The sequence below is a fragment of the Dietzia sp. B32 genome, assembly GCF_024732245.1.
Lineage (GTDB): Bacteria > Actinomycetota > Actinomycetes > Mycobacteriales > Mycobacteriaceae > Dietzia.
This window is the reverse complement of the sequence record NZ_CP093845.1, coordinates 3,332,305-3,356,887: the sequence shown is the minus strand read 5'-3', so window position 1 is coordinate 3,356,887 and position 24,583 is coordinate 3,332,305. Positions and strand designations below refer to the sequence as shown.

At 71.4% G+C, this 24,583-nt stretch carries 24 protein-coding genes and 1 tRNA gene; 20 read left to right on the top strand and 5 right to left on the bottom strand.

Annotated elements, in window-relative coordinates; genetic code table 11:
- Nucleotides 1-3: 3 nt before the first annotated feature.
- The 4 genes from L8M95_RS15855 (at nucleotide 4) to L8M95_RS15840 (ending at nucleotide 4,442) form a co-directional block, all read left to right on the top strand.
- A complete protein-coding gene (locus tag L8M95_RS15855) occupies nucleotides 4-1,566 on the top strand; it encodes a substrate-binding and VWA domain-containing protein (protein WP_260487043.1) in 1,563 nt (520 codons plus the stop codon).
- Nucleotides 1,567-1,833: 267 nt separating this feature from the next.
- The gene (locus L8M95_RS15850; protein ID WP_067712641.1) at nucleotides 1,834-2,124 is read left to right on the top strand and encodes a DUF485 domain-containing protein; all 291 of its coding nucleotides are present in this window, start codon (nucleotides 1,834-1,836) and stop codon (nucleotides 2,122-2,124) included.
- The gene (locus tag L8M95_RS15845; RefSeq protein WP_260487042.1) at nucleotides 2,124-3,743 is read left to right on the top strand and encodes a cation acetate symporter; all 1,620 of its coding nucleotides are present in this window, start codon (nucleotides 2,124-2,126) and stop codon (nucleotides 3,741-3,743) included. Before L8M95_RS15850 ends, L8M95_RS15845 begins: the two co-directional genes overlap by 1 nt.
- Before the next feature lie 138 nt (nucleotides 3,744-3,881).
- Nucleotides 3,882-4,442, top strand: a complete 561-nt coding sequence (locus L8M95_RS15840; RefSeq protein WP_260487041.1) for a hypothetical protein — start codon at nucleotides 3,882-3,884, stop codon at nucleotides 4,440-4,442.
- Between the two features lie 35 nt (nucleotides 4,443-4,477).
- On the opposite strand, the gene L8M95_RS15835 is transcribed toward L8M95_RS15840, so the two are convergent.
- Nucleotides 4,478-4,553 (bottom strand) — tRNA-Arg (locus L8M95_RS15835).
- Nucleotides 4,554-4,763: 210 nt separating this feature from the next.
- Here L8M95_RS15835 and rplM point away from each other — a divergent pair.
- From rplM to glmM, 3 genes are all read left to right on the top strand, one after another.
- A complete protein-coding gene (rplM, locus tag L8M95_RS15830; RefSeq protein ID WP_120286230.1) occupies nucleotides 4,764-5,207 on the top strand; it encodes a 50S ribosomal protein L13 in 444 nt (147 codons plus the stop codon).
- Nucleotides 5,204-5,746 (top strand): 30S ribosomal protein S9, encoded by a 543-nt coding sequence (gene rpsI, locus L8M95_RS15825; RefSeq protein WP_260487040.1) that lies wholly within the window; start codon nucleotides 5,204-5,206, stop codon nucleotides 5,744-5,746. The genes rplM and rpsI overlap by 4 nt, the downstream gene beginning before the upstream one ends.
- Before the next feature lie 158 nt (nucleotides 5,747-5,904).
- Complete coding sequence (gene glmM, locus L8M95_RS15820; protein ID WP_260487039.1) at nucleotides 5,905-7,263, top strand: phosphoglucosamine mutase; 1,359 nt, start codon at nucleotides 5,905-5,907, stop codon at nucleotides 7,261-7,263.
- Between the two features lie 80 nt (nucleotides 7,264-7,343).
- Here glmM and L8M95_RS15815 read toward each other — a convergent pair whose 3' ends face one another.
- On the bottom strand, nucleotides 7,344-8,216 hold the full coding sequence (locus L8M95_RS15815; protein ID WP_260487038.1) for a dienelactone hydrolase family protein: 873 nt from the start codon (nucleotides 8,214-8,216) through the stop codon (nucleotides 7,344-7,346).
- A gap of 73 nt (nucleotides 8,217-8,289) precedes the next feature.
- Between L8M95_RS15815 and glmS the strand changes: the two genes are divergently transcribed.
- Genes glmS through tsaD form a run of 8 tightly spaced genes read left to right on the top strand, consistent with a single transcriptional unit; the run spans nucleotide 8,290 to nucleotide 16,954 of the window.
- Nucleotides 8,290-10,146 (top strand): glutamine--fructose-6-phosphate transaminase (isomerizing), encoded by a 1,857-nt coding sequence (glmS, locus tag L8M95_RS15810; protein WP_260487037.1) that lies wholly within the window; start codon nucleotides 8,290-8,292, stop codon nucleotides 10,144-10,146.
- 36 nt (nucleotides 10,147-10,182) lie between these two features.
- Nucleotides 10,183-11,682: a bifunctional ADP-dependent NAD(P)H-hydrate dehydratase/NAD(P)H-hydrate epimerase gene (locus L8M95_RS15805; protein WP_260487036.1), complete on the top strand. Its 1,500-nt coding sequence runs from the start codon at nucleotides 10,183-10,185 to the stop codon at nucleotides 11,680-11,682.
- Nucleotides 11,683-11,720: 38 nt separating this feature from the next.
- Nucleotides 11,721-12,893, top strand: a complete 1,173-nt coding sequence (gene alr / locus L8M95_RS15800; protein WP_260487035.1) for an alanine racemase — start codon at nucleotides 11,721-11,723, stop codon at nucleotides 12,891-12,893.
- Nucleotides 12,890-14,170, top strand: a complete 1,281-nt coding sequence (locus L8M95_RS15795; RefSeq protein WP_260487034.1) for an alpha/beta fold hydrolase — start codon at nucleotides 12,890-12,892, stop codon at nucleotides 14,168-14,170. The genes alr and L8M95_RS15795 overlap by 4 nt, the downstream gene beginning before the upstream one ends.
- Nucleotides 14,148-14,669 (top strand): tRNA (adenosine(37)-N6)-threonylcarbamoyltransferase complex ATPase subunit type 1 TsaE, encoded by a 522-nt coding sequence (locus L8M95_RS15790; protein WP_260487033.1) that lies wholly within the window; start codon nucleotides 14,148-14,150, stop codon nucleotides 14,667-14,669. The genes L8M95_RS15795 and L8M95_RS15790 overlap by 23 nt, the downstream gene beginning before the upstream one ends.
- Before the next feature lie 4 nt (nucleotides 14,670-14,673).
- On the top strand, nucleotides 14,674-15,408 hold the full coding sequence (gene tsaB, locus L8M95_RS15785; protein ID WP_260487032.1) for a tRNA (adenosine(37)-N6)-threonylcarbamoyltransferase complex dimerization subunit type 1 TsaB: 735 nt from the start codon (nucleotides 14,674-14,676) through the stop codon (nucleotides 15,406-15,408).
- A complete protein-coding gene (gene rimI / locus L8M95_RS15780) occupies nucleotides 15,405-15,920 on the top strand; it encodes a ribosomal protein S18-alanine N-acetyltransferase (RefSeq protein ID WP_260487031.1) in 516 nt (171 codons plus the stop codon). The genes tsaB and rimI overlap by 4 nt, the downstream gene beginning before the upstream one ends.
- An 8-nt stretch (nucleotides 15,921-15,928) precedes the next feature.
- On the top strand, nucleotides 15,929-16,954 hold the full coding sequence (gene tsaD / locus L8M95_RS15775; protein WP_260489286.1) for a tRNA (adenosine(37)-N6)-threonylcarbamoyltransferase complex transferase subunit TsaD: 1,026 nt from the start codon (nucleotides 15,929-15,931) through the stop codon (nucleotides 16,952-16,954).
- Here the strand turns inward: tsaD and L8M95_RS15770 are convergent.
- The gene (locus L8M95_RS15770; RefSeq protein ID WP_260487030.1) at nucleotides 16,951-17,328 is read right to left on the bottom strand and encodes a hypothetical protein; all 378 of its coding nucleotides are present in this window, start codon (nucleotides 17,326-17,328) and stop codon (nucleotides 16,951-16,953) included. The two genes, tsaD and L8M95_RS15770, sit on opposite strands and share 4 nt — an antisense overlap.
- A gap of 9 nt (nucleotides 17,329-17,337) precedes the next feature.
- Nucleotides 17,338-18,183, bottom strand: a complete 846-nt coding sequence (locus L8M95_RS15765) for a formate/nitrite transporter family protein (protein ID WP_260487029.1) — start codon at nucleotides 18,181-18,183, stop codon at nucleotides 17,338-17,340.
- Between the two features lie 350 nt (nucleotides 18,184-18,533).
- On the opposite strand from L8M95_RS15765, the gene groES reads away from it, so the two are divergent.
- The 4 genes from groES to L8M95_RS15745 all read left to right on the top strand — a co-directional run bounded on the left by groES (nucleotide 18,534) and on the right by L8M95_RS15745 (nucleotide 22,445).
- Complete coding sequence (gene groES, locus L8M95_RS15760) at nucleotides 18,534-18,821, top strand: co-chaperone GroES (protein ID WP_108846796.1); 288 nt, start codon at nucleotides 18,534-18,536, stop codon at nucleotides 18,819-18,821.
- 122 nt (nucleotides 18,822-18,943) lie between these two features.
- A complete protein-coding gene (groL, locus tag L8M95_RS15755) occupies nucleotides 18,944-20,566 on the top strand; it encodes a chaperonin GroEL (RefSeq protein WP_260487028.1) in 1,623 nt (540 codons plus the stop codon).
- 275 nt (nucleotides 20,567-20,841) lie between these two features.
- Entirely contained in the window at nucleotides 20,842-21,423 is a 582-nt protein-coding gene (locus L8M95_RS15750) for a sigma-70 family RNA polymerase sigma factor (RefSeq protein WP_260487027.1), read from the top strand.
- Entirely contained in the window at nucleotides 21,420-22,445 is a 1,026-nt protein-coding gene (locus L8M95_RS15745) for a hypothetical protein (RefSeq protein ID WP_260487026.1), read from the top strand. The genes L8M95_RS15750 and L8M95_RS15745 overlap by 4 nt, the downstream gene beginning before the upstream one ends.
- 62 nt (nucleotides 22,446-22,507) lie before the next feature.
- On the opposite strand, the gene L8M95_RS15740 is transcribed toward L8M95_RS15745, so the two are convergent.
- On the bottom strand, nucleotides 22,508-22,930 hold the full coding sequence (locus L8M95_RS15740) for a DUF5319 domain-containing protein (RefSeq protein WP_396119038.1): 423 nt from the start codon (nucleotides 22,928-22,930) through the stop codon (nucleotides 22,508-22,510).
- 113 nt (nucleotides 22,931-23,043) lie between these two features.
- On the opposite strand from L8M95_RS15740, the gene guaB reads away from it, so the two are divergent.
- Complete coding sequence (gene guaB, locus L8M95_RS15735) at nucleotides 23,044-24,579, top strand: IMP dehydrogenase (RefSeq protein WP_260487025.1); 1,536 nt, start codon at nucleotides 23,044-23,046, stop codon at nucleotides 24,577-24,579.
- Nucleotides 24,580-24,583 lie beyond the last annotated feature (4 nt).

Genomic DNA, 24,583 nt, shown 5'->3' with positions numbered 1-24,583 from the left:
GCGGTGGTCCTTCTCGCGGGGCTCGTGCTCACTGGGCTCTCCAGGGCCGGTGTCGGCGGGTTCTGCGGGGAGGACGTCCGGATCAGTGTCGCCGCCGAGCCCGACATCGCCGCCCACGTCGACGCCCTGGCCCGGGGCGCCGACGGGTGCTACTCCTTCGAGGTCGCCCCGGTGTCGTCCGCGGACCTCTCCGCGCGTATCGCCTCCCGCGAGGCCCTCCCCGACATCTGGGTCCCCGACTCGGCCGTGCGGCTCGCGCAGCTGTCGCAGGATGTCCAGATCCCCTTCGACACGGTTCTGAACTCCCTCGCGTCGACCCCGGTGGTCATCGCGTTCCGCGACACCCGGATCGACATGTCCACGTGGACCACCGCGCTGGCGACGCCGGGACTGATGATGGGCGATCCCGTCCGGTCCGGGATCGCGGATGCACCGATCCTCGCCGCCACCTCCGAGGTCGAGAACATGCGGTCGACCCCGGAGTCGCTCGGTGCCTCCATGGCCATGCTGGCCCAGGGGCAGGTGAGCCGCATGGAGGCCCCTCCGGCCTCGCGCGAGATGCTCGACAGGGTGATCTCCGGGGGCGGTGCGACGATCGTGACCGAGCGTGAGGCGGTGCTCTCCCGGCGCGACGCCCCGGGCTCCGGGCTCGAGATCGCCGCCCCGGACACCGGCGCCGTCTTCCTGGGATACCCCCTCGCGGTCACCACCCAGGACCCGACCCGGCGAGCCGAGGTCGCCGGCGCCGCCGAGGCCCTCCGCGATGCGACCGCCTCGTCCGAATTTCTCGACGGGCTCTCGTCCGACGGCTTCCGGACGGCGGACCGGGCGCCCCTCGCGGACGGGGCGGGGGTCGGTGAAGCGGAGGTGCTCATCGTCCGCGACCCCAACCGTCTCCACGGGACGCTCCAGCGCTGGCGGTTGCTGGCGATGCCCGCCCGGTCCCTCGTCCTGGTGGACACGTCGGGATCGATGGGGTTCGGGGTGCCCGGCACGGACCGGACCCGGATAGAGGCACTCGTCGCCACCGCGACCGCCGGACTCGCGCAGTTCCCCGACGACGCGGCGCTCGGGCTGTGGGCGTTCGGCGGTGCGGCCGGACGGAACAGCGCTCCGTACGCGGAGGTCGCCGCACTCGAGCGCCTCGACGCTGCCGGTGCCGTCGGCTCGCACCGGGAGACCCTGGTCGACGCACTGGCGACCCTGCCCGGTCTGGTGGGCGGAGGGACCGACCTCTACCGGTCGGTCCTCGACGCGTACGCCGTGGTGCGCTCCGGGTACGACCCCAACATGATCAATTCGATCATCGTGATCTCCGACGGGGCCGACGACGCGACGTCGGACCTGGGCGAGGGGGAGTTCCTCGCCCGGTTGCGGGAGATGGTCACGCCGTCGCGTCCGGTGATCGTGGTGTCGATCAGCCTCCTCGACGACACCGGGTCGGGCACCCTCGCGGAGATCTCCCGGGTGACAGGCGGGAGCACCCATGTCGCCCGGACGCCCGACGAGATCGTGCGGGTGTTCGCCGACGCGGTGGGCCGCCGCGGTGGGATCCCCGGGGCCTGACCCGTCTTCAGCCCCGGACTGAGGTAGTGACACCCGCTGATGGGGGTGAGTCGACCCCCAAGTTGCAGGCGGTCACAAGTGTTCGGGCAGTCGCCGTCCTAAGCCTTGTGTTACGTGTCACACTTTCACCGTCACTACCTGTGAGGCGCATCACTACAGCGGTGCGCTGATGAGAACCCGAAACGGAGGACCTCCGTGTCCCAACCCACAGATCCGCCGACGGGGGGCGCATCGCGGCGAACCCCGGAAGCGGCGGAATTCACGGCGATGCAGTCGAGCCCCGCTTTCCAGGAGCTGCGCAGCAAGTTCCGGGCGTTCGTGTTTCCCATGACCGTCGCCTTCCTCATCTGGTACTTCCTCTACGTCATCCTCGCCGTCTACGCCACGGACTTCATGGCCACGAAGGTGTTCGGGAACATCACCTGGGGCCTGATCATCGGCCTGGGGCAGTTCGTGACGACCTTCCTCATCACGTTCCTCTACATCCGGTTCGCCAACCGCGTGATCGATCCCCGTGCGGAATCCATCCGCCTCGAGCTGGAAGGTGAGGCCGTCTGATGGATTGGCTACTCGACATCAACGAACTCACGCCGGGTGAGCAGGTCGGCAGCACGCTGCTCAACATGGTCGTGTTCGGGATCTTCATCGTCATCACGATGACTCTCGTCCTCAGGGCGTCCAAGTCGACCAAATCGACGAAGGACTTCTACACCGGTGGTTCCAGTTTCACCGGCCCGCAGAACGGCTTCGCGATCGCCGGTGATTACCTGTCGGCGGCGTCCTTCCTCGGCATCGCCGGCGCCATCGCCATCAACGGATACGACGGCTTCCTCTACTCCATCGGATTCCTCGTCGCCTGGCTCGTCGCCCTGATGCTCGTCGCCGAACTGATGCGCAACACCGGCCGGTTCACCATGGCCGATGTGCTCAGCTTCCGTCTCAACCAGCGGCCCGTCCGCATGGCGGCGGCCCTGGCCACCCTCGCGGTGTGTCTCTTCTATCTCATCGCCCAGATGGCGGGCGCAGGTGGCCTCGTCGCCCTGCTGCTCAACATCGACGACTCGACCGGACAGGCGATCGTCGTCGCGGTCGTCGGTCTGCTGATGATCGTCTACGTGTTGGTCGGCGGCATGAAGGGCACCACCTACGTCCAGATGGTCAAGGCCGTCCTCCTGGTCAGCGGTGTCCTGATCATGTGCGTCATGGTCCTGGTGGCCGTGCGCGGCAACTTCTCCGCACTCCTGGGGGAGGCCGTGGCGAATTCGGGCAAGGACCTGCTGCAGCCGGGTCTGCAGTACGGCGCCACCGAGACCAGCAAGCTCGACTTCGTGTCCCTGTCGATCGCCCTGGTCTTCGGCACCGCCGGGCTGCCGCACGTGCTCATGCGCTTCTACACGGTCCCCACCGCGAAGGAGGCCCGGCGGTCCGTCACCTGGGCGATCGCGCTCATCGGCGGGTTCTACCTGTTCACCCTCGTGCTCGGCTTCGGTGCCGCGGCGATGGTCGGCCCAGAGGTGATCCAGGCGGCGCCCGGTGGCGTGAACTCGGCCGCACCGCTGCTCGCGTTCGCCCTCGGCGGTGAGATCTTCCTCGGCATCATCTCCGCGGTCGCCTTCGCGACGATCCTCGCGGTGGTGGCCGGGCTGGCGATCACGGCCTCCGCCTCGTTCGCGCACGACATCTACAACGGCGTGATCAAGCGTGGGCAGGCCACCGAGAAGTCGCAGCTCCGCGTCTCGCGGATCACGGTCGTCGTGATCGGTCTGGTGTCGATCGTCATGGGTATCGGCGCGATGGGGCAGAACATCGCCTTCCTCGTGGCCCTGGCCTTCGCGATCGCCGCGTCGGCGAACCTGCCGACGATCCTGTACTCGCTGTTCTGGAAGCGGTTCAACACCACCGGCGCGCTCTTCTCGATGTACGGCGGCCTGATCAGCACCCTGGTGTTGATCGCGCTCTCCCCGGCGGTCTCCGGCGGCGAGAAGTCGATGATCTCGAGCGTCGACTTCTCCCTGTTCCCGCTCTCGAACCCGGGCATCGTGTCGATCCCGCTGGCATTCCTGCTGGGCATCATCGGCACGCTCATCGGCAAGAAGGACGAGTTCCCGGAGAAGCGGGTGGAGATGGAGGTCCGGTCCCTCACCGGCGTCGGTGTGGAGAAGACCATCGCCCACTGACGTTCCTCACCTCGACGGGGCCGCCCCAGCGGACCCCGCCCGGCCCGCCCGGTCGTCCTCGGACGGTCGGGCGGGCCTCGTCGTGGACCGGGAGGGACTACCCTCGGTGGGCACCACACCGATTCGGAGGCGGTAGAGATGTATCCCGGACAGGACGACCAGACCCGACGCATGGGGCAGCAACCCGACTCGCGTGCCTACTCGCGGATGGGCGACGACCGGGCATACGAGCCCGCCTATGACGACGCCTACGCGCCGGAGGGCGGGTACGACGCCGGCCGCGCCGCGCCGCGCCGTGGCCCCGCCCTCGACGTGGGCAAATTCGCCGGGAGCGTGGCCGCGACCGCCCTCGTCGCGGCGATCGCGGGATGGCTCATCGCATGGATCGTGGAGGCGGTCTTCTCGCGTTTCGGCCACCAGTGGGCGAACGGTGGGAACACCCCCACCATGTACGCGGTGTACGGGGCGGTCGCGGCGATCCTGGCGGGGGTGCTCTGGTACCTGCTGCTGATCGGCACCGCCAATCCCCAGCAGTTCTACTCCTGGACGGTCGGGTTGCTCATCGTCGCCGCGGTGGCCCTGCCGCTGCTCGTCACGGTGCCGTTCCTCGACGGACTCGCGGCGGCGGTCGTGCACCTGTTCATCGGCCTGCCGATCCTGGCGTTGACCAGCGCTTTCTCCGCGACGCTCCGCCGGTAGGGTGCGGACTCGCCGACGGCGGCCGACGGTGCGGGTGGTGCCCCCGAGAGGAATCGAACCTCCGACACCGGCTTTAGGAGAGCCGTGCTCTATCCACTGAGCTACGAGGGCGGGAACCGGGGAGAGTCTAACCGATGGCCCGGGGGAACGTGACCGCCGACTTGGAGTGCGCGGTCCCCGGCCGGTAACGTTGACCCTCGGCGTCCATGTCGTCCCCTCGCGGGGCGGTGGACCACCTCGCGCGGGTCACCACCGGCCGCCGTTCGAGGGGGAGGGCGTCCGACCGGCCGGCAGCCCACTAGACAGACAGAGGTATCGCCTGTGTCCACGTACACCCCCAAGCCCGGGGACGTGACGCGCGCCTGGTACGTCATCGACGCCACTGATGTGGTTCTCGGTCGACTCGCCGTGCAGGTCGCCAACATCCTCCGTGGCAAGCACAAGCCGCAGTTCGCCCCGAACGCCGACACCGGCGACTTCGTCATCATCATCAACGCCGACAAGGTCGCGATCTCGTCGAACAAGCGTGAGCGCGTCATGCACCACCGCCACTCCGGCTTCCCGGGCGGGCTCAAGACGCAGTCCCTCGGCAAGGCCATGGACACGCGGCCCGACCGCGTCGTCGAGAAGGCCGTCAAGGGCATGCTCCCGAGCAACAAGCTCGGCCGTGCCGTCGCCTCCAAGCTCAAGGTGTACGCGGGTCCCGATCACCCGCACGCCGCCCAGCAGCCCGTGCCCTTCGAGATCAAGCAGGTGGCCCAGTGACCGACGAGAACATCACCCCCGAGTCCGAGGTCGCTGACGACGTGGTGGCGGATCTCGCCGCCGAGGTCGCGGAGGACTACAGCGAGGCCGACTACGCCGGTGGCACCGAGTACGTCGCCGACGCCGACGCCCAGCTGGGGGCGACCATCGCCTCCGGCCCGGCCCAGGCCGTCGGCCGCCGCAAGGAGGCTGTCGCCCGCGTCCGCCTCGTGCCCGGCTCCGGCCAGTTCACCCTCAACGGTCGCACCCTCGAGGAGTACTTCCCGAACAAGGTGCACCAGCAGCTCGTCAAGTCGCCGCTGGTCCTCGTGGAGCGCGAGGAGCAGTTCGACATCGTGAGCCTGCTGCACGGTGGTGGGCCCTCGGGTCAGGCCGGCGCCCTGCGTCTGGCCATCGCCCGTGCCCTCATCGAGTACGCCCCGGACGACCGTCCGGCGCTCAAGAAGGCGGGCTTCCTCACCCGGGACGCCCGTGCCGTCGAGCGCAAGAAGGCCGGCCTCAAGAAGGCCCGTAAGGCCCCGCAGTACTCGAAGCGCTGATCCACCCGGATCGCGACAACGGAGCAGGTCCCTGCCTTTGCGGGGGCCTGCTCCGGTCCATTTCCCCACTCCACCGACGGCCGGGGTTATCCTGACCCGGCCATTCACGCCCACCGTCCGCGGCGCGGCGACCCACCATCCCCGGAGGATCACACGACATGACGCGACTGTTCGGCACCGACGGAGTCCGCGGACTCGCCAACCGGACCCTCACCGTCGACCTGGCCGTGCGCCTCGGGGCTGCCGCCGCGGCGGTCCTCGCGACCGGGGTCGAGCCGTCGCCCCAGCGCTCCGGGCCCCGACCCCTCGCCGTCGTCGGACGTGATCCCCGTGTCTCCGGGGAGATGCTCGAGGCCGCCCTTGCCGCCGGACTGGCGAGCCAGGGGGTCGACGTCCTGCTGGTGGGCGAGCTGCCGACCCCTGCCGTCGCCCATCTCACCGCGCAGCACGGGGCCGAGTTGGGCGCCGTGATCTCGGCGTCGCACAACGCCATGCCGGACAACGGCATCAAGTTCTTCGCGGCCGGCGGGCACAAACTCGCCGACGACGTGGAGGACCGGATCGAGTCCGCTCTCACCGACGGCGTGATCACCGGGCCGACCGGGTCGGCGATCGGCCGTATCTCCCGCGCGACGCCGGAGGACGCCCTGGACGGCTATGTCGCGCACCTGCTCGGCGCCACGCCGGGACGGCTGGACGGGCTCGTCGTCGTCGTCGACTGTGCCAACGGCGCCGCCAGTGCGGCGGCGCCCCGTGCCTACCGGGAGGCCGGCGCCACCGTGATCGAGATCCACGCCAGCCCGGACGGCTACAACATCAATGACAACTGCGGGTCCACGCACCTCGACGACGTCCGCGCCGCGGTGCGCAAGCACGGCGCGGACCTGGGTCTGGCCCACGACGGCGACGCGGACCGCTGCCTGGCCGTCGACGCCTCCGGCGAGGTGGTCGACGGTGACCAGATCATGGCGATCCTGGCCCTCGCGATGCGCGACTCGGGCGAGCTCGCAGGGAACACCCTGGTGGCCACCATCATGAGCAATCTCGGTCTGAAGGTCGCCATGCGGGAGGCCGGGATCACGATCACCGAGACCAAGGTCGGGGACCGCTACGTGCTCGAGCGGCTGCGCGAGGGCGGGTACAGCCTCGGCGGCGAGCAGTCCGGGCACCTCGTGCTGCCCGCCCACGCCACGACCGGGGACGGTGTTCTCACCGGGTTGCGCATCATGGCCCGCATGGCGGAGACGGGGAAGTCGCTCGCGGAGCTCGCCGGGGTCATGACCGTGCTGCCCCAGGTCCTCGTCAACGTGGCGGTCGAGGACAAGGCCGCCGTCGTGGCGTCCGAGGCGGTCTGCGACGCGGTGGCGGGGGAGGAGCGCCGGCTGGGCGCCACGGGCCGGGTGCTGCTGCGCCCCTCCGGCACCGAGCAGCTCGTCCGCGTGATGGTCGAGGCCGAGGACGCCACGCTCGCCGGCGAGGTCGCAGAGCGACTGGCGGACGTGGTCGCGGCGGTCTGACGGCGGAGGGCCCGGCGCACACCCGCGCCGGGCCGGCGGGTGTGCGCCGGGCCCCGGGCCTCCGCTACGCCGGTCGCTCGTCAGCCACCGGTGAAGGACTTGACCAACTTGAGCAACGGCGGGGTGCTGGCGAGCACGTCGTCCGCTTCCTCGTCGAGCATCTCGTGGGTGACCGTGACGGTGCCCTTGAACTCCGCCTCCGGATCGGCGAACGCGGCGTAGGAGTCGTCGTCGGTCAGCGCGGCCAGCAGGTAGCCCGCCAGGAGCGGTCGGACCGCCCGGTGGGTGCGCTGGTCCGGGTCCGCCAGACCGATCCGCTCGATCAGCGCGTTGCGCTCGACCAGCCCGGTCTCGATCGCCTTCTCCAACCGGCGGTGCACCAGGTCCCCGCGCCAGAGTCGCTGGAGGTCGCGCGCGTCCTCGGAGTGGACCCCACCCGCGGCCGACAGCAGCAGCGCGGAGGCGTCGATGGTCATCGCGCGGTCCGCGGCCGAGGGCACGGTATCGGTCGGGAAGACCATGGCCACGGCGTCGATGTCGGTGCGCTGGGAGGCCAGCAGGGCGGCGACCCCGGCCCCGAGACCGTGACCCGCCAGGGCGATCCGGTGCGGGTCCGCTCGGACGGCCCCACGACCCAGATGGGCCTGGAGGACGTCCTCCACCGCGGCCGACAAGTGATCCGCGAAGTGCTGGTGGTGGGGCCTCAGGCCGCGGTCCGCGGCGGGTGCGACCACCACGAATCCCCACGACGCGAGGTGCTTGAGGGTGTCGACGTAGTGATCGGGTCCCCTGGTCCAGTCGTGGGCCCAGCCCACGAGCGGTGCCGGTGACGGGGCGCCGCGGGGCACGAACACGGACCCCGGGGTGCCGGTGAAACCGAGGTCACCCCGGTCGACGCCGTAGGGGCCGCGCCGGATCACCCGGTCGAGCAGTTCCTTCGTCTTCTTGGCCACGAGGGCCACAGTATCGCCTCGGGGGCGACGAAGGGGCCAGGGTCCCCGGACCGCGTGGCTACACTTAGCGCCCATGTGCGGAATCGTCGGATATGTCGGGCATCGCCCCGCCCTCCCTGTCGTCGTCGAAGCCCTGCGGCGAATGGAGTACCGCGGCTACGACTCAGCGGGTGTCGCGGTCCTCGACGGCGCGGGCAACTCCCGGGTCGAGAAGAAGGAGGGCAAGCTCGCCAACCTCGAGCAGGCCCTCGCGACCGCGGGTGAGGGCGGGTTCCCCGGCAGTACCGGCATCGGCCACACCCGCTGGGCGACCCACGGCCGCCCCAGCGACCGCAACGCCCACCCGCACGTCTCGGGCGATGTCGCGATCGTGCACAACGGGATCATCGAGAACTTCGCCCCGCTGCGCGCCGAGCTCGAGGCTGCGGGAGTCGAGCTCGAGTCGGACACCGATTCCGAGGTCGCCGCGCACCTGTTGCGCTGCGAGATGGAGTCGGGCCGCGACGGCGGCGACTTCGTCGCCGCGTGCCGCACCGTGCTCCGCCGTCTCGAGGGCGCGTTCACCCTGGTCTTCAGCCACGCGGCCCACCCGGATGTCATCGTGGCCGCGCGCCGCTCGACCCCACTGGTGCTGGGTGTCGGTGAGGGCGAGATGTTCCTCGGATCCGACGTCGCCGCGTTCATCGAGCACACCCGCGAGGCGGTCGAGCTCGGCCAGGACAACGTCGTGGTGCTGCGAGCCGACGGGTACGAGATCACCGACTTCGCGGGCGAGCCCAGCGAGGGCCGGCCCTTCCACATCGACTGGGACCTGGCCGCCGCCGAGAAGGGCGGCTACGACTACTTCATGCTCAAGGAGATCGCCGAGCAGCCGCAGGCGGTCGCCGACACGCTGCTGGGACATTTCCAGGACGGTCGGATCGTGCTGGACGAGCAGCGCATGAGCGACCAGGACCTGCGGGACATCGACAAGGTGTTCATCGTGGCCTGCGGCAGTGCGTACCACTCCGGAATGGTCGCCAAGTACGCCATCGAGCACTGGACCCGCCTGCCATGCGAGGTGGAGATCGCCTCGGAGTTCCGCTACCGCGATCCGGTGCTCGACCGCTCCACCCTGGTGGTGGCCATCTCCCAGTCGGGCGAGACCGCCGACACCCTCGAGGCGGTCCGCCACGCGAAGGCGCAGAAGGCCCGTGTACTGGCCGTGTGCAACACCAACGGCTCGCAGATCCCCCGCGAGGCCGACGCCGTGCTGTACACCCATGCCGGTCCCGAGATCGGTGTGGCCTCGACCAAGGCGTACCTGGCGCAGATCACCGCCAACTACCTGGTCGGGCTCGCGCTCGCGCAGGCCCGGGGCACCAAGTACCCCGACGAGGTGGCGGCCGAGTTCCGCCAGCTCGAGCGGATGCCCGAGGACATCCAGAAGGTCGTGGACTCCCTCGACCCGGTCCGCGAGATCGCGCGCGAACTCGCCGGCGCCAAGTCCGTCCTCTTCCTGGGGCGCCACGTCGGTTACCCGACGGCGCTCGAGGGCGCGCTCAAGCTCAAGGAGCTCGCGTACATGCACGCCGAGGGCTTCCCGGCAGGGGAGCTCAAGCACGGGCCCATCGCGCTCATCGAGGAGGGCCTGCCGGTCTTCATCGTGATGCCGCCGATCGAGGGGCGCGGCGTGTTGCACTCGAAGCTGGTGAGCAACATCCAGGAGATCAGGGCCCGTGGGGCGCGGACCATCGTGATCGCCGAGGAGGGCGACGAGGTGGCCCGGCCGCTGTCGGACTACTTCATCCCGATCCCCGCGTCGACCACTCTGCTGCAGCCGCTGCTGGCCACCATCCCGTACCAGGCGTTCGCGGCAGAGGTCGCAGCCGCGCGGGGCTACGACGTGGACAAGCCACGCAACCTGGCCAAGTCCGTCACGGTGGAGTGACCTCCCGGGTCTGAGACCGATCGGGATCCGACGATCATGAGGCGCGCACACCCGGTGGACGCGGTCCGTGAGGCCGAGCGTCCCCTCATCGCCGCCGCGGAGGCCTCCGGGGATCCCGACGCGGTGATGCGGCGGGCCGCCGCGGGGGTCGCGCACCACACCGCGGCGCTCCTGCGGGAGATCACGGGCGGCATCTACGGCCGGTCGGTCCTGCTCGTCGTGGGCAGCGGGGACAACGGCGGTGACGCTCTCTACGCGGGGGCGGCGCTGCGCGCACGGGGCTGCCGGGTCGAGGCGGTCCTGACGAACCCCGATCGTGCCCACCCGCGGGGGGTGGCCGCGCTCCGGCGGGCGGGAGGGCGCATCGTGTCCGCCGGCGAGGTGTGCGCGACCGGGCGGCGAGGACCCGACGTGGCGGTCGACGGCGTGGTCGGGCTCGCCGGCACCGGGCCCCTGCGCGAACCCGCCGCCGAGGTGTTGGCGCGGCTCCACACCGCCGGCACCCCGGTGGTCGCGGTGGACCTGCCCAGTGGCGTCGACGCGGATACCGGGACCGTGCACGAGCCCCACGTGCGGGCCACGCTCACCGTGACCTTCGGTGTGTTGCGTCGCGCGCATCTGTTCGCCTCCCCGGTGTGTGGGCGCGTCGAGGTGGTGGACATCGGTCTGGGCGAACCGGCGGCGGGGCCCGGAACGGTCGCGTGCCCAGTGCCGGGCGAGGTGGGTCGCTCCTGGCCGGTGCCGGGCCCCGCCGACGACAAGTACACCCAGGGCGTCGTGGCCGTGCGCGCCGGATCCGACCGGTACCCGGGGGCGGCGGTGCTGTGCGCGTCGGCCGCCGTCGCGGCGACCTCGGGGATGGTGCGGTACGTCGGGTCGGGGGCGGAGGCGGTCGTCGCTGCCCGGCCGGAGGTGGTGTGTCACCCGACGGTCGCCGAGGCCGGCACCGCCCAGGCGTGGGTGGTGGGACCCGGGGGTGGGACGGGGACCGCCATGGTGTCCGACATCGACGCGGTGCTCGCGAAGGGGCGGCCGACCGTGCTCGATGCCGACGCGCTGACCTGCGTCGCAGCGCACCCTGTCCTTCTTCGCGGCGCGACCGCGTCGGTTCTGCTCACCCCGCACGCCGGGGAGTTCGACCGGCTCACCGGTGGGTGGGACCGCGCGGACCGACCCGGCGCCCTGCGCCGGTTCACTGCGGGCCTCAGGGACCGGGGGATCGAGGCGACCGTGCTGCTCAAGGGGCGTGTCACCCTGGTCGACGACGGCGAGACGACGTACACCCTGGACGTCGGTTCCTCGTGGGCCGCGACGGCCGGGTCGGGGGATGTCCTGGCCGGGATGGCCGGCGCCCTGCTCGCGAGTGGCACGGGGGCCGGCAGGTCTGTGGCGTGGCCGGCGGTCGTGGCCGCGTCGGTGCACGGTGAGGCCGCGCGGCGGGCGGCGCACCGGCACGGCGCGGCGGGCGCGCCCATCGGGGCCTCCGACCTGCTGGCCGCCGTACCGGGGGCGATCTCCGCGCTACGGGGGGCGTGAATCGCCTACCGGTGGCGCTCTTTGGCAGAATTGACGAAATGGGTCCAGTTGTCCCCCCGGCACCGTGCCGCGCCGAGATCGACCTGGACGCGATCGAGCACAACAGTCGCGTCCTGGTCCGGGCTGCGCGCGGGGCGCGGGTCATGGCCGTGGTCAAGGCGGACGCCTACGGGCACGGGGCCGTACCCGTCTCCCTGGCGGCACTGCGCGGGGGCGCGCACGCCCTCGGCGTGACCACCCTCGCCGAGGCCCGGCAGCTGCGGTCGGCGGGGATCGACGCCGAGATCCTCGCCTGGCTGTACTCGGCGTCCGATGACGTCCGGGCGGCCCTGGAGGCGGACATCGACCTCGCGGTCCCGAGCCCCGGCCACCTCGACACCGTCCTCGAGGCCGCCCGGCGGACCGGGCGCCGGGCGAGGATCACCCCCAAGATCGACACCGGCCTGGCCCGCTCGGGGATCGCGCTGGAGGAGTGGCCGGCGGTGCTCGATCGGCTGGTCGCCGCGACCGCCGGCGGGCTCGTCGAGGTGACGGGGTTGATGGCGCACTTCGCCCACGCCGACGATCCGGGCAACCCGGTGATCGACCTGCAGGTGGCGCGTCTGCACGAGTGCGTGGCCCAGGCCCGCGCCCGTGGCCTGGAGTGCCCGGTCAACCACCACGCCAACTCGGCCGCGACCCTGACCCGTCCCGAGGACGGCTTCGAGATGGTCCGGCCGGGGATCGCCCTCTACGGGCTCAGCCCGGTCGAGGGCCTCGAGGTGGACCTGGTTCCCGCCATGACGTTCTCGGCCGAGGTCCTCATGGTCAAGCGCCTCGCCGCAGGCCAGGGTGTGAGCTACGGGCACACGTGGCATGCCCCCCAGGACACGACCGTGGCCCTGGTCGCGGCCGGCTACGCCGACGGGGTGTGGCGGCTGCTCTCGGGCCGGATGGACGTGATGATCGGCGGGCACCGCTATCCCAACGTCGGCCGGGTCTGCATGGACCAGTTCGTCGTCGACCTCGGCCCGGAGCCCGGCCCGCCGGTCAGGGTGGGGGACACCGCGGTCCTGTTCGGAAACGGGGCCGACGGCGGCCCCACGGCCGCCGAGTGGGCGCGGACGGTCGGCACCATCCACTACGAGGTGGTCACCGCGGTGCGTGGCCGGGCCGAGAAGTATCACATCCTGCGGGGATCGCACGGCACCGAGCGGGAGTCCGCGGGATGAGCGAGGACGACGGCGAGGTGACCGGTCGCCGCGGGAGGCCCCGCCTCCGTCTGCCGAGACGGCCGGCGCGGTCCGCAGCCGAGCCGCCGGTCGAGATCCGACCGCCCGAGGTCGTCGGCGCCGCGGCCGGGGACCTCGAGGCCGTCACCGACCAGATCCGCACCCCCGGCGGGCTGCGTGCGGGCCTGGGCGCCCTCGGAGCGGCGACGCTCGGTTCGGTGGTCACGCTCCTGCCCGGTCGACGCGCCAACGACCCCTGGGCCGGCGAGGACATGTGGGAACTCGGCGTGGACCGGGGCTCCATGGTCGCCGCGAGCGACGGTGTGCCGCTGGCAGTACGCGAGGCCGGCCCCACCGACGCGCCGATGACCGTCGTGTTCGTCCACGGTTACACCCTGTCGATGGACACCTGGCACTTCCAGCGGCGGCACCTCGCGGACCGGTTCGGTTCCGAGATCCGGATGGTGTTCTACGACCAGCGCGGACACGGACTGAGCGGGATGAGTTCGCGGAGGAACTCCACCATCGACCAGCTGTCCCGGGACCTCGACACCGTCATCTCCGCGACGGCCCCCACCGGTCCGGTGGTGGTGATCGGGCACTCCATGGGCGGGATGACCGTCATGGGGTACTCCGCGCGCCACCCGGAGACCGTGCGGGAGCGCGTCCTGGGGGTCGGGTTGGTCTCCACCGCGATGGCCGAGCTCTCCGAGGCCGGACTCGGCGCGGTGCTCGACAACCGGTCCGTCGCGCGGCTGGCCGGCCTCGCGGGCCGCAGTCCCGGGGTGTTCACCAACGGCCGGCGCGCGCTCGGGGCGATCATCTCGCCGTTCATCTACGGCGGGTCGTTCGGCGACCCGGCCACGATGAGTCCGACCGTCGCCCGGTTCGTGGACAAACTCATCGCCTCGACCGACGTTCTCACCATCGCCAACTTCTTCGAGACCCTCACCCAGCACGACGAGTCGGCCGCCGTGCCCGTCCTGCGGGACGTCCGCACGACAGTCCTGTGCGGGGATCGCGACCTGCTCACGCCGCTGGACCGGTCGGTCGACATCGTCGAGGAACTGCCGGACGCCGAGTTCGTGGTGGTCCCCGGGGCCGGCCACATGGTGATGTTGGAGGAACCCGCCCACGTGTCGGAGGTGCTGGGGGACCTGGTGGCCGACGCGATCATCGAGTGGCGGGACCGGGAGCGCCGCGACGGCCGGGGCCGTCCGCCGACCAGGACAGCGCCGACCACGACAGAGCCTCGTGACGATCCGCGTCCCCGGTGAGCGCGAGCTGCCCACGGTGGAGGACACCCGTGCCCTGGGCGCCGAACTCTCCGCCCTGCTCCGGGCCGGCGACGTGGTGGTCCTCGACGGGCCCCTCGGCGCCGGGAAGACCGCGCTCACGACAGGTATCGCCGCCGGGCTCGGGGTACGCGGCCGCGTCACCTCGCCGACCTTCGTCATCGCCCGCCGGCACCCGCCCGCGACCCCCGGCGATCCCGGGTTGGTCCACGTCGACGCCTACCGCCTCCTCGGCGGCCAGGACCCCGACGGCCCCCAGCCGACCAGCGGAGATCTGGCCGACGAGTTGGAGTCCCTCGACCTCGACTCCGCTCTCGACAGCGACGTCGTGGTCGTCGAGTGGGGCGCCGGGTTCGTGGACTCCCTCGTCGAGGCCCCGCTCGTCGTCACCCTGCGTAGGCCCGACGACACGGACGTCCGGACGGCCACCTGGCACAGGGGCGCCTCGCCCGGTCGCACGGCCGGCCCGGCGGTACCCTGACCCCGTGCTCGTCCTCGCCGTAGACACCTCGACCCCCTTCGTCACCGCAGGGGTGTGCCGACTCGTGCCCGGCGACCACCACCCGCACGTCGAGCCCCCGCATGTCGAGACCCTGGCCACCCGGGTCACCGAGGACCCCCGCGCCCACGCGGAGCTACTCACCCCGCACATCCTGCAGTGCCTCGCCGACGCGGGCCTGACGCCGGGCGACCTCGACGCCGTGGTCGTGGGCACCGGGCCGGGGCCGTTCACCGGGCTACGGGTGGGGATGGCCACCGCCACCGCCTTCGCCGACGCCGTCTCCAGGCCGGTCCACGGGGTGTGTTCGCTCGACGGGCTCGCGGCCACCGCGCGCGCCGCCGGGGCGACCGGAGACCTCGTCGTCGTCACCGATGCCCGACGCCGTGAGGCGTACCACGCCCGCTACTCCGCCGACGGCGTGCGGACGTCGGGCCCCACGGTGGGCCCCGCCGCCGCGATCGACGTGGCCGGCATCGGCCACCTGGTCGGCGACCCCGCCCGTCTGGGGGAGATCACCGCAGCCGACCCCGGTGTCGCCGGCGCGGTCCTGGCTGCCGTCTCCGCCCCTGACCCCGCGGGCCTCGTGGCGGTCGCCGCGCCCGACCTCCTGACGGGCGCCACCCCGGCCCCGCTGGAACCGCTCTACCTGCGTCGACCCGACGCCGTCCCGCCCCGGCGCGCCGCACCCTCGACCGCGCTGCGCGGGGTTCAGCGATGAGCGGGCCCCCGTCGGCCGCCGTCGTCCACGATCACCTGGTCGCCGACGACGCCATGCGGTGCGCCGACCTCGAGAGGGTGCTGTTCCCCGCCGACGGGCCGTGGTCGGCACGAGCGTTCCTGTCCGAGATCGGCTCCCGGCACACCCTGTGCCTCGCCGCGCGGGTGGACGACGTCCTCGTCGGCTACGCCGTGCTGGCCGTGCTCGGACCCGAGGGCGACCGCGAATACGAAGTGCACACCATCGGGGTCGACCCGGCACACCAGGGCCGCGGGATCGGGCGCGCGCTCCTGGAACGCATGCTCGCCGTCGCGGACGCCGACGCGGCACCCGTGGTGCTCGACGTGCGGACCGACAACGTCCCGGCCCGCACCCTGTACGAGGCCCACGGGTTCGAGGTGGTGGGGCTCCGGCCCCGGTACTACCGGCCGAGCATGGCAGACGCGCACCTCATGGTGCGGCCGGCGCGCGCCGGTGGAGAACGCGACGCAGGGAAGGGGAGCAGCCGGTGAGGACCGTCATGGGGATCGAGAGCTCGTGCGACGAGACGGGGGTGGCCGTCGCGCGCGTACACGACGACGGGCGGGCCGAACTGCTGTCCGACGTGGTGGCCTCCTCGATGTCCGAGCACGCCCGGTTCGGCGGAGTGGTCCCCGAGATCGCCTCCCGCGCCCACCTCGAAGCGATCGTGCCCACCGTCCGCGCGGCCCTCGCCGAGGCCGGGGTGGGGCGCCCCGACGCCGTCGCCGCCACGATCGGGCCCGGATTGTCCGGGGCGCTGCTCGTGGGGTCATCCGCGGCCAAGGCCTATGCGGCCGCGTGGGGGACGCCCTTCTACGCCGTCAACCACCTCGTCGGCCACGTGGCCGTCGCGGGGTTCGACGGTGACCCCCTGCCCGAGTGCGTGGCCCTGCTGGTCTCCGGTGGGCACACCCAGCTGCTCCACGTACGTTCTCTCACCGAACCGGTCGTCGAACTCGGGTCGACCGTCGACGACGCCGCCGGCGAGGCCTACGACAAGGTGGCCCGCCTGCTCGGCCTGGGGTATCCGGGCGGTCCGGTGATCGACCGACTCGCGGGCACCGGTGACCCCGGGGCGATCGCCTTCCCCCGCGGGATGACCGGGCCGCGCGACGCCCGGCACGACTTCTCCTTCTCCGGGCTCAAGACCTCGGTCGCCCGGCGCATCGAGGCCGCCGAACGCGACGGTGAGGAGTTGGACGTCGCGGACGTCGCCGCCTCGTTCCAGGAGGCGGTGGCCGACGTCCTCACCATGAAGGCGGTCCGGGCCTGCACCGATCTGGGCGTGGACACCCTGCTCGTGGGCGGAGGGGTCGCCGCCAACTCGCGGCTTCGGGAACTCGCCGCCCAGCGGTGTGCCGAGGCCGGGCTGACGCTGCGCGTCCCGCGGCCACGGTTGTGCACCGACAACGGCGCGATGGTGGTGGGGGTCGCCTCCGCGCTCCTCGCCGCGGGCGCGGACCCCAGCCCCCTGACCGTGGCGGCCGACCCCGGGCTGCCGGTCGAGATCACCCAGGTCGCCTAGAAGCCGAGCAGCGCCATCCCCACGGCGGTGAACGTGAAGGTCAGCACCAGGAACGCGGCGAACCCGGCGAGGCAGAGGTAGCCGATCGCGAGGGCCGACACGGCCATCTCCCTGCCCTGCTGACCATTCCGGGTGATATGCGTCAGCGACACGTGTCCGAGCGCGACCACGACCACCGCGGCGGCGGCGGGGACCAACGGGACGAACATCCCGAGGAACGAGCCGAACACCACGTTGGCGACCGCGATCACGAGTGCGATGACGGACAGTCCGTTGGTGCCGGTGGGCCGCGGCGTCCCCGGCGCGTCGTACGGGTGCCCGGGTCGGGGGTGCGGCGGGCCGGGCTGATCCCCCGGCCTCCGGGAAGGGTGCACCGGACGAGGTCAGGCGCCGCCGGCCCCGGCGGCGGGGTCGGTGTGCCCGGACGCGGCGGAGCGGTCGACCCGCGTGCGCTGCGCGAAATACAGGCCCAGGCCGGCGAGGGTGAATCCGCCGACGAAGTTGCCTATGTGCACGGGAATCTGGTTCCACAGCAACCAGTCGGCGATGCTCACGTCGGCGCCCGACATCATGCCCGCGGGGATGGTGAAGTGGTTGACGACCGCGTGCTCGTAACCGAGGGCGTAGAACGTGAGGATCGGCAGCCAGATGGCCAGGATCTTGCCCGAGGTGCTCGTGGAGGAGAACGACATGATGACCCCGAGCGCGACCAACCAGTTGCACAACACGGCGCTCAACGTGACCCAGCCGAGACCGGTGATGAGACCCGCCTCCTTGTAGTCGACCGTCTTCTCGACCGCGAGATCCACCAGGCCCTGGACCCCGGTGGCATCGGGTTCGGTCCCCATCCCGGTGAGCACCGAGGTGAGCATCCACGCCGCCGCCAGCCCGCCGACGGCGTGCCCGAGGATCATCCAGCCGAACACACGCAGGCAGTCCCGGACCCGGATCCGCCCCTCCATCGCGGCCAACGGGACCAGCCCGTAGGCGCCGGTGACGAGTTCCCAGCCGAGCAGGACGACCAGGGTGAGACCGAGGGGGAAGAGGACGGCACCCAGGATCGCCACGCCGGTCGCCTCGGTGACCACGACGGCCAGCAGGGTGGCCGCGCCGAGCAGGTAGACGGCGAGGAACCCTCGGAGGGCCAGTTGCCACCCCGGGGCGTGGGCCTTCTTCTCCCCGCCCTCGACGGCGGCGGTGACGATGTCGGGGGGTGCGACTGCGGTCATTGCTGGACCTCGCTGTCCTCGATGGATATCGGGTCGGGCAGAGGGGGTTCTCCGGTAGATGTCCGTGCGTGCGGGTGAGCCTACCTCCGGCCGGGTCGGGTGCGACGGGTTCGCCGACGCGCCGGGAACCGAGGTGGATGTGGACCCCGCACCTCGTTTCCTTGAGTGCTGGCACTCGCCTGTGTAGAGTGCCAATAGACACGGAGCTCCGAGGGCGCCACCCGCGACGGTGCACGCGGCAGCCCGGGTCATACATGAACCACGGGTCGCCCACCGGCGTCCCGATCTGTCGAACCACACTCCGAGTCGCCCGGTTCCCGGGCGACCGCACCCCATACGGGAGGATCATCGTGGCGATCAAGCCGCTTGAGGACAAGATTCTCGTCGAGGCCCTCGAGGCCGAGACCACCACGGCGTCGGGCCTCGTCATCCCGGACACCGCCAAGGAAAAGCCCCAGGAGGGCACCGTCGTCGCGGTCGGCAAGGGCCGCTTCGACGAGGACGGCGACCGCATCCCCATGGATATCAAGGAGGGGGACAAGGTCATCTACTCGAAGTACGGCGGCACCGAGATCAAGTACGAGGGCAAGGAGTACCTGATCCTCTCCTCGCGTGACGTCCTCGCTGTCATCGACTGACGTGAGCTGTTGACCCCCGCCCCGGCGGCGCCGGCCAGAGCCAGGCACCACCGGGGCGGAGGTGTCTCACCCCGCGGTACCCGTCCGTCACGACCACCCACTTCCCTCCAGGAGTTCCATCGATGTCCAAATTGATCGCGTTCGACGAGCAGGCCCGTAAGGGCATGCTCGCCGGTGTCGACGAACTCGCCGACACCGTCAAGGTCACGCTCGGCCCGAAGGGGCGCCACGTGGTGCTCGCCAAGGCGTTCGGTGGGCCCACCGTCACCAACGACGGTGTGTCCATCGCCCGCGAGATCGAGCTCTCCGAGCCGTTCGCGAACCTCGGCGCCCAGCTGGTCAAGAGCGTCGCCACCAAGACCAACGATGTCGCCGGCGACGGCACCACCACCGCCACCGTGCTCGCCCAGGCGCTCATCCGCCAGGGGCTGCGCAACGTGGCCGCCGGATCCAACCCGATGGCGATGGGCAAGGGCATCGAGAAGGCCTCCGCCGCCGTCGTGGAGTTCCTCCGTTCGGCGGCGACCCCGGTCTCCGGTTCCGACGCCGTCGCCCAGGTGGCCACCGTGTCCTCGCGTGATCCCGAGATCGGCCGCATGGTCGCCGAGGCCATGGACGCCGTCGGCGTCAACGGCGTCGTCTCGGTCGAGGAGTCGCAGGGCCTGCACACCGAGGTGGCCGTCACCGAGGGCATCGCCTTCGACAAGGGCTTCCTCTCGCCCTACTTCGTCACCGACCCCGACGAGCAGAAGGCCATCCACGAGGATGTCCTGATCCTGCTGCACCGCGAGAAGATCAGCTCCCTGCCGGATCTGCTCCCGCTCCTGGAGAAGGTCGCCGAGACCGGCAAGCCGCTGCTCATCATCGCCGAGGACGTCGACGGTGAGGCGCTGTCGACCCTGGTGGTCAACTCGATCCGCAAGACCCTCAAGGTCGTCGCGATCAAGGCCCCGTTCTTCGGCGACCGGCGCAAGGCCTTCCAGGAGGACCTGGCGATCGTCACCAAGGCCGAGGTCATCAGCCCCGACCTGGGTATGAAGCTGTCGGAGTGCGGCCTGGACGTTCTCGGTCACGCCCGGCGCGTGACCGTGTCCAAGGACGACACGATCATCGTCGACGGTGCCGGTGACCAGGCGGACGTCGACGCCCGCGTGGCGCAGCTGCGCCGTGAGGCCGAGGCCACCGACTCGGACTGGGACCGCGAGAAGCTCGAGGAGCGCATCGCCAAGCTCGCCGGGGGTGTCGCCGTGATCCGCGTCGGTGCGGCCACCGAGACCGAGCTGACCGAGCGCAAGCTCCGCGTGGAGGACGCCGTGAACTCGGCCAAGGCCGCAGTGGCGGAGGGTGTCATCGCCGGAGGCGGTTCGGTGCTGGTCCAGGCGGCCGCGGCGCTCGAGCGACTCGCCGCCGATACCGCCGACGCCGACGAGGCCGTCGGGGTGAACGTGGTCCGCAAGGCGCTCTCCGCGCCGCTGTTCTGGATCGCCGCCAACGCCGGAGAGGACGGCTCCGTCGTGGTGAGCAAGGTCGCCGAGATGGGTCCGCGCGACGGCTTCAACGCCGCCGTGGGGGAGTACGGCGACCTGATCTCCGCCGGGATCATCGACCCCGTGAAGGTGACGTCGTCCGCCGTCGTCAACGCCTGCTCGGTCGCCCGGATGGTTCTCACCACCGAGACCGCGATCGTCGAGAAGCCCGAGGAGAAGGGCACCGGCGGCCACTCGCACGCCGGTCACTCGCACTGATCCCGATCGGCCCACGGGCCCCGCACCCCGCGCCGCGGGTGGCGGGGCCCGTGGGCCGTTCCGGACCGGTCGCGTGGTCCCACGCGCCCCCGAGCGGTTACGCTTGGCGCTCACCAGTAGTCCCCCGGCACAGGGGTCACACGCCTATTCTGGGCCCGAGCCACACCGGCCGTCAGTCGGGCCGGGATGTGGGACCCGTCGCGACGCGTGTCGCGACTCGAGAGAAAGGCCGTGCCCCGTAACACATCCGTGTAACACGGGGCCCCCGAAATCCGATGACAGGTACAGCAGACGAGTTGGAACTCGCCGTAGCCGATGCGGTCAAGGGTGACCGCACCGCCGCCGCGCGGGTGCTGGAGCTCGTACGGCCCGGTGTGGTGCGGTATTGCCGCTCCCGTGTCGGTGGCTCGGAGAGGGTCAACCTGTCTGCTGACGATGTCGCCCAGGAAGTGCTGATCGCGGTCCTCTCGGCTCTGCCGGGATACCGGGACCAGGGACGTCCCTTCATGGCCTTCGTGTACGGGATCGCGGCCCACAAGGTCGCGGACGCCCATCGTGGCGCCGCGCGGAACAAGTCCGATCCCGTGGAGTACCTCCCCGAGGTGCTCTCTACCGACACGGGGCCGGAGGACCACGTCCTCGACGGCGAGGTGTCGAGAGCGGTGAGCCGCCTCCTCGGCACCCTGCCCGAGAAACAGAGGGAGATAATCCGGCTCCGTGTGGTGGTCGGACTGTCCGCGGAGGAAACCGCGGAGATCGTCGACAGTACGGCCGGAGCCGTGCGGGTCGCCCAACACCGGGCGATGAAGCAGCTCCGGGCGAGGATCGAGCAGGACGGAGAGGAGCGATGGCGATGAACGACGACGAAGTCGATCCCGGCACCCGGGACGATGACGCCTCGCTCGTCGAGCACGACGTGGACCGGGCAGAGCTGGACCGCGACGACGAACTCCTCGACGCGCTCGGACGAGGCGACCGCCCCGCGGGCGACGACGCGCTCGTCGCGATCCTCGCCGACTGGCGCGCCGACCTGGATTCCGCTGCGCTGCCCGACCTGCCGAGCGACGAGGAGATCGAGGTCGCCCTCTCTCCGAACGTCTCCCGCCTGTGGCCCCGCCGCGGGTGGGCGCGGTCCGACGAACACCACCACGGCCAGCGGCCGGCCCTGTGGCAGGCCGTGACCGGTGCCGCCGCCGTGGCCGCACTGATCGTCGGCGGCCTGTCCGTGGCCGCGCACAGCGCCATGCCGGGGGACCCGCTCTGGGGCGTGTCCAAGACGATGTTCTCCGACCGTGCCGGGAACGTCGAACTGGTCAACGATCTCAGCGACTATCTCGCCGCCGCAGACCTCGCCGCCCGCGAGGGGGACAGGGGTGAGGCCGAGCGTCTGCTCGAGGAGGTGAGCGAGCGCCTCGACGAGGTCTCCGACGCGTCCGAGCGTGTCGAGTTGATGAAGCGACGAGATGCGATCAAGCGTGATCTGAGCAGGGTGACCCCGAGCGCGGTCCCGTCGCCCGCGCCGCCTCCGCCGCCCGCCCCGTCGTCGGCGCCCGCCCCGGGGGCGGCGACCCTCGTGCCCGGTGTCCCGGTGCCGCTGCCGTCCAACCTGATCCCCCCGCCACCTGCGGGGATGCCGGTGATCCCGCTGCCGCTCGACGGGCTGCGGATCTCCACCACGCTGCAGATCCCGATCGACACACAGCGGATCCAGGATTTCCTCTCACCCACGACGGGGCGTGAGAGCGAGGGGGCGGATGACGACCGGGCAGTGGTGGCCCCGACGCCGAGCCGCACCACGGTGACGCAGGTCCCGACCCCCACGCAGCCGGTGCAGTCGAAGCCGCAACAGACGAGCCAGGCGGCCTCTCCGACCAACTGATCGCCACGCGGCGTCTTCCGGGCGCGTGGGTCGACGCCCTCACAGCCCACCGGCACCCGCGGTCAGCGCCGCCAGTTCAACCGGCGCGGGCGCAGGGCGCGGACGGCATCCGCGTAACCGCGGCAGTACTCCCAGGTCACGTAGTCGTCGGGGATCGGATCGAAGGCGGGCTCGTGCGGCAGCAGGGAACCGTCCTCGAGCAACTGCATGAGGTTGGCCCGGAGCATGTCCCACTCGTGGTAGTGCTCCTCCGCGCAGTCGTCGCACTGGACGGCCACGCCCTTCACCCCGATCGGGGCCAACAGGTGGCGGAACTCCGCGAGGTCCGCGAGATCCTCCTCGATCGCTCGCCGCTCATCCGCGTCGAGGGGGCCGGCGGGCATGCCGTCGTCGACGGGGTCGAGCTCGGCCAGTTCCGCAGCGGGATCATCCGGATCACCGGCGAACGGGTCGGGCGGCATTCCGTGCCGTAGGGGATCGTTCACGCCCTCCACCGTACCCGTGACCACGGTCTCACGGGGTCGACGGTTCGAGTCGCGGCCCCCGGAACCACTATCCTCGGAAGTCAGTACATAGACGACCCCCAGGAGGACGGCAGATGAGCGAGTCGAATGGCCCCGTGCGTACCGGCGGCGACGACCCGACCAAGGTCGCGATGGTGGGCCTGACGTTCGACGACGTTCTCCTCCTCCCGGCCGCGTCCGAGGTGGTCCCCAGTGAGGTCGACACCAGCACCCGGCTGACCCGGGACATCACCCTCCGGGTGCCCCTGATCTCGTCGGCGATGGATACCGTGACCGAGGCCCGCATGGCGATCGCCATGGCCCGTCAGGGCGGGATCGGAGTCCTCCACCGGAACCTCTCCGTGGGGGATCAGGCCGCCCAGGTCGAGACCGTCAAGCGGTCCGAGGCGGGCATGGTCACCGACCCGGTGACCTGCGCGCCCAGCGACACCCTCGCCGAGGTCGACGAGAAGTGCGCCCGCTACCGCATCTCGGGTCTGCCGGTCACGGACGAGCGCGGCGAGCTGGTCGGCATCATCACCAACCGCGACATGCGGTTCGAGATGGACAAGTCCCGGCGGGTCGACGAGGTCATGACCCGGGCACCCCTGGTGGTCGCGCGTGAAGGGGTCACCGCGGAGGCGGCGCTCGGCCTGCTGCGCCGGCACAAGATCGAGAAGCTGCCGATCGTGGATGGTGACGGGCGCCTGACCGGGCTCATCACGGTCAAGGACTTCGTCAAGACGGAGAAGCATCCCGACGCCACCAAGGACTCGGACGGCCGTCTGCGCGTGGCCGCCGCCATCGGTACGGGGGAGGACGCCTGGCAGCGTGCCGGGGCGCTCACCGACGCCGGGGTGGACGCGCTGGTCGTCGACACCGCCCATGCCCACAACCGCAACGCCCTCGACATGGTCGCCAGGGTGAAGCGTGAGCTCGGTGACCGTGTGCAGGTGATCGGTGGCAACCTCGCGACCCGTGGCGCCGCGCAGGCGATGATCGACGCGGGCGCGGACGCCATCAAGGTGGGCATCGGTCCCGGCTCGATCTGCACCACCCGCGTGGTCGCGGGTGTGGGCGCCCCGCAGATCACGGCGATCCTCGAGGCCTCGGTGGCGGCGAAGGCGGCGGGCATCCCCGTCATCGCCGACGGCGGTATGCAGTACTCCGGTGACGTGGCCAAGGCGATCGCCGCCGGCGCGTCCTCCTGCATGTTCGGCTCGCTGCTCGCCGGGTGCACCGAATCGCCGGGCGAGCTGATCTTCGTGGACGGCAAGCAGTACAAGGTCTACCGCGGCATGGGCTCGCTGGGCGCGATGCGCGGGCGCGGCAAACCCGGGCAGGAGAAGTCGTTCTCCAAGGACCGGTACTTCCAGGACGATGTGCTGTCCGAGGAGAAGCTGGTGCCCGAGGGCATCGAGGGGCGGGTCCCGTACCGGGGGGACGTCGGCCAGGTGCTCCACCAGCTCGCCGGCGGGCTGCGTGCGGGCATGGGCTACACCGGTGCGGCCACCATCCCGGAGATGAACCGCGCCCAGTTCGTCCAGATCACGGCCGCGGGGCTCCGGGAGAGCCACCCGCACGCGATCCAGATGACGGTCGAGGCCCCCAACTACAACGTCAAGGACTGAAGTC

What these genes read in the sequence shown, in the direction of transcription:
- L8M95_RS15850 (WP_067712641.1), top strand. Translation starts at nt 1,834, where the DNA reads ATGCAGTCGAGCCCCGCTTTCCAGGAGCTGCGCAGCAAGTTCCGGGCG.
- L8M95_RS15845 (WP_260487042.1), top strand. Translation starts at nt 2,124, where the DNA reads ATGGATTGGCTACTCGACATCAACGAACTCACGCCGGGTGAGCAGGTC.
- L8M95_RS15840 (WP_260487041.1), top strand. Translation starts at nt 3,882, where the DNA reads ATGTATCCCGGACAGGACGACCAGACCCGACGCATGGGGCAGCAACCC.
- glmM (WP_260487039.1), top strand. Translation starts at nt 5,905, where the DNA reads ATGACGCGACTGTTCGGCACCGACGGAGTCCGCGGACTCGCCAACCGG.
- glmS (WP_260487037.1), top strand. Translation starts at nt 8,290, where the DNA reads ATGTGCGGAATCGTCGGATATGTCGGGCATCGCCCCGCCCTCCCTGTC.
- L8M95_RS15805 (WP_260487036.1), top strand. Translation starts at nt 10,183, where the DNA reads ATGAGGCGCGCACACCCGGTGGACGCGGTCCGTGAGGCCGAGCGTCCC.
- alr (WP_260487035.1), top strand. Translation starts at nt 11,721, where the DNA reads ATGGGTCCAGTTGTCCCCCCGGCACCGTGCCGCGCCGAGATCGACCTG.
- L8M95_RS15795 (WP_260487034.1), top strand. Translation starts at nt 12,890, where the DNA reads ATGAGCGAGGACGACGGCGAGGTGACCGGTCGCCGCGGGAGGCCCCGC.
- rimI (WP_260487031.1), top strand. Translation starts at nt 15,405, where the DNA reads ATGAGCGGGCCCCCGTCGGCCGCCGTCGTCCACGATCACCTGGTCGCC.
- tsaD (WP_260489286.1), top strand. Translation starts at nt 15,929, where the DNA reads ATGGGGATCGAGAGCTCGTGCGACGAGACGGGGGTGGCCGTCGCGCGC.
- L8M95_RS15765 (WP_260487029.1), bottom strand. Translation starts at nt 18,183, where the DNA reads ATGACCGCAGTCGCACCCCCCGACATCGTCACCGCCGCCGTCGAGGGC.
- groL (WP_260487028.1), top strand. Translation starts at nt 18,944, where the DNA reads ATGTCCAAATTGATCGCGTTCGACGAGCAGGCCCGTAAGGGCATGCTC.
- L8M95_RS15750 (WP_260487027.1), top strand. Translation starts at nt 20,842, where the DNA reads ATGACAGGTACAGCAGACGAGTTGGAACTCGCCGTAGCCGATGCGGTC.
- L8M95_RS15745 (WP_260487026.1), top strand. Translation starts at nt 21,420, where the DNA reads ATGAACGACGACGAAGTCGATCCCGGCACCCGGGACGATGACGCCTCG.
- guaB (WP_260487025.1), top strand. Translation starts at nt 23,044, where the DNA reads ATGAGCGAGTCGAATGGCCCCGTGCGTACCGGCGGCGACGACCCGACC.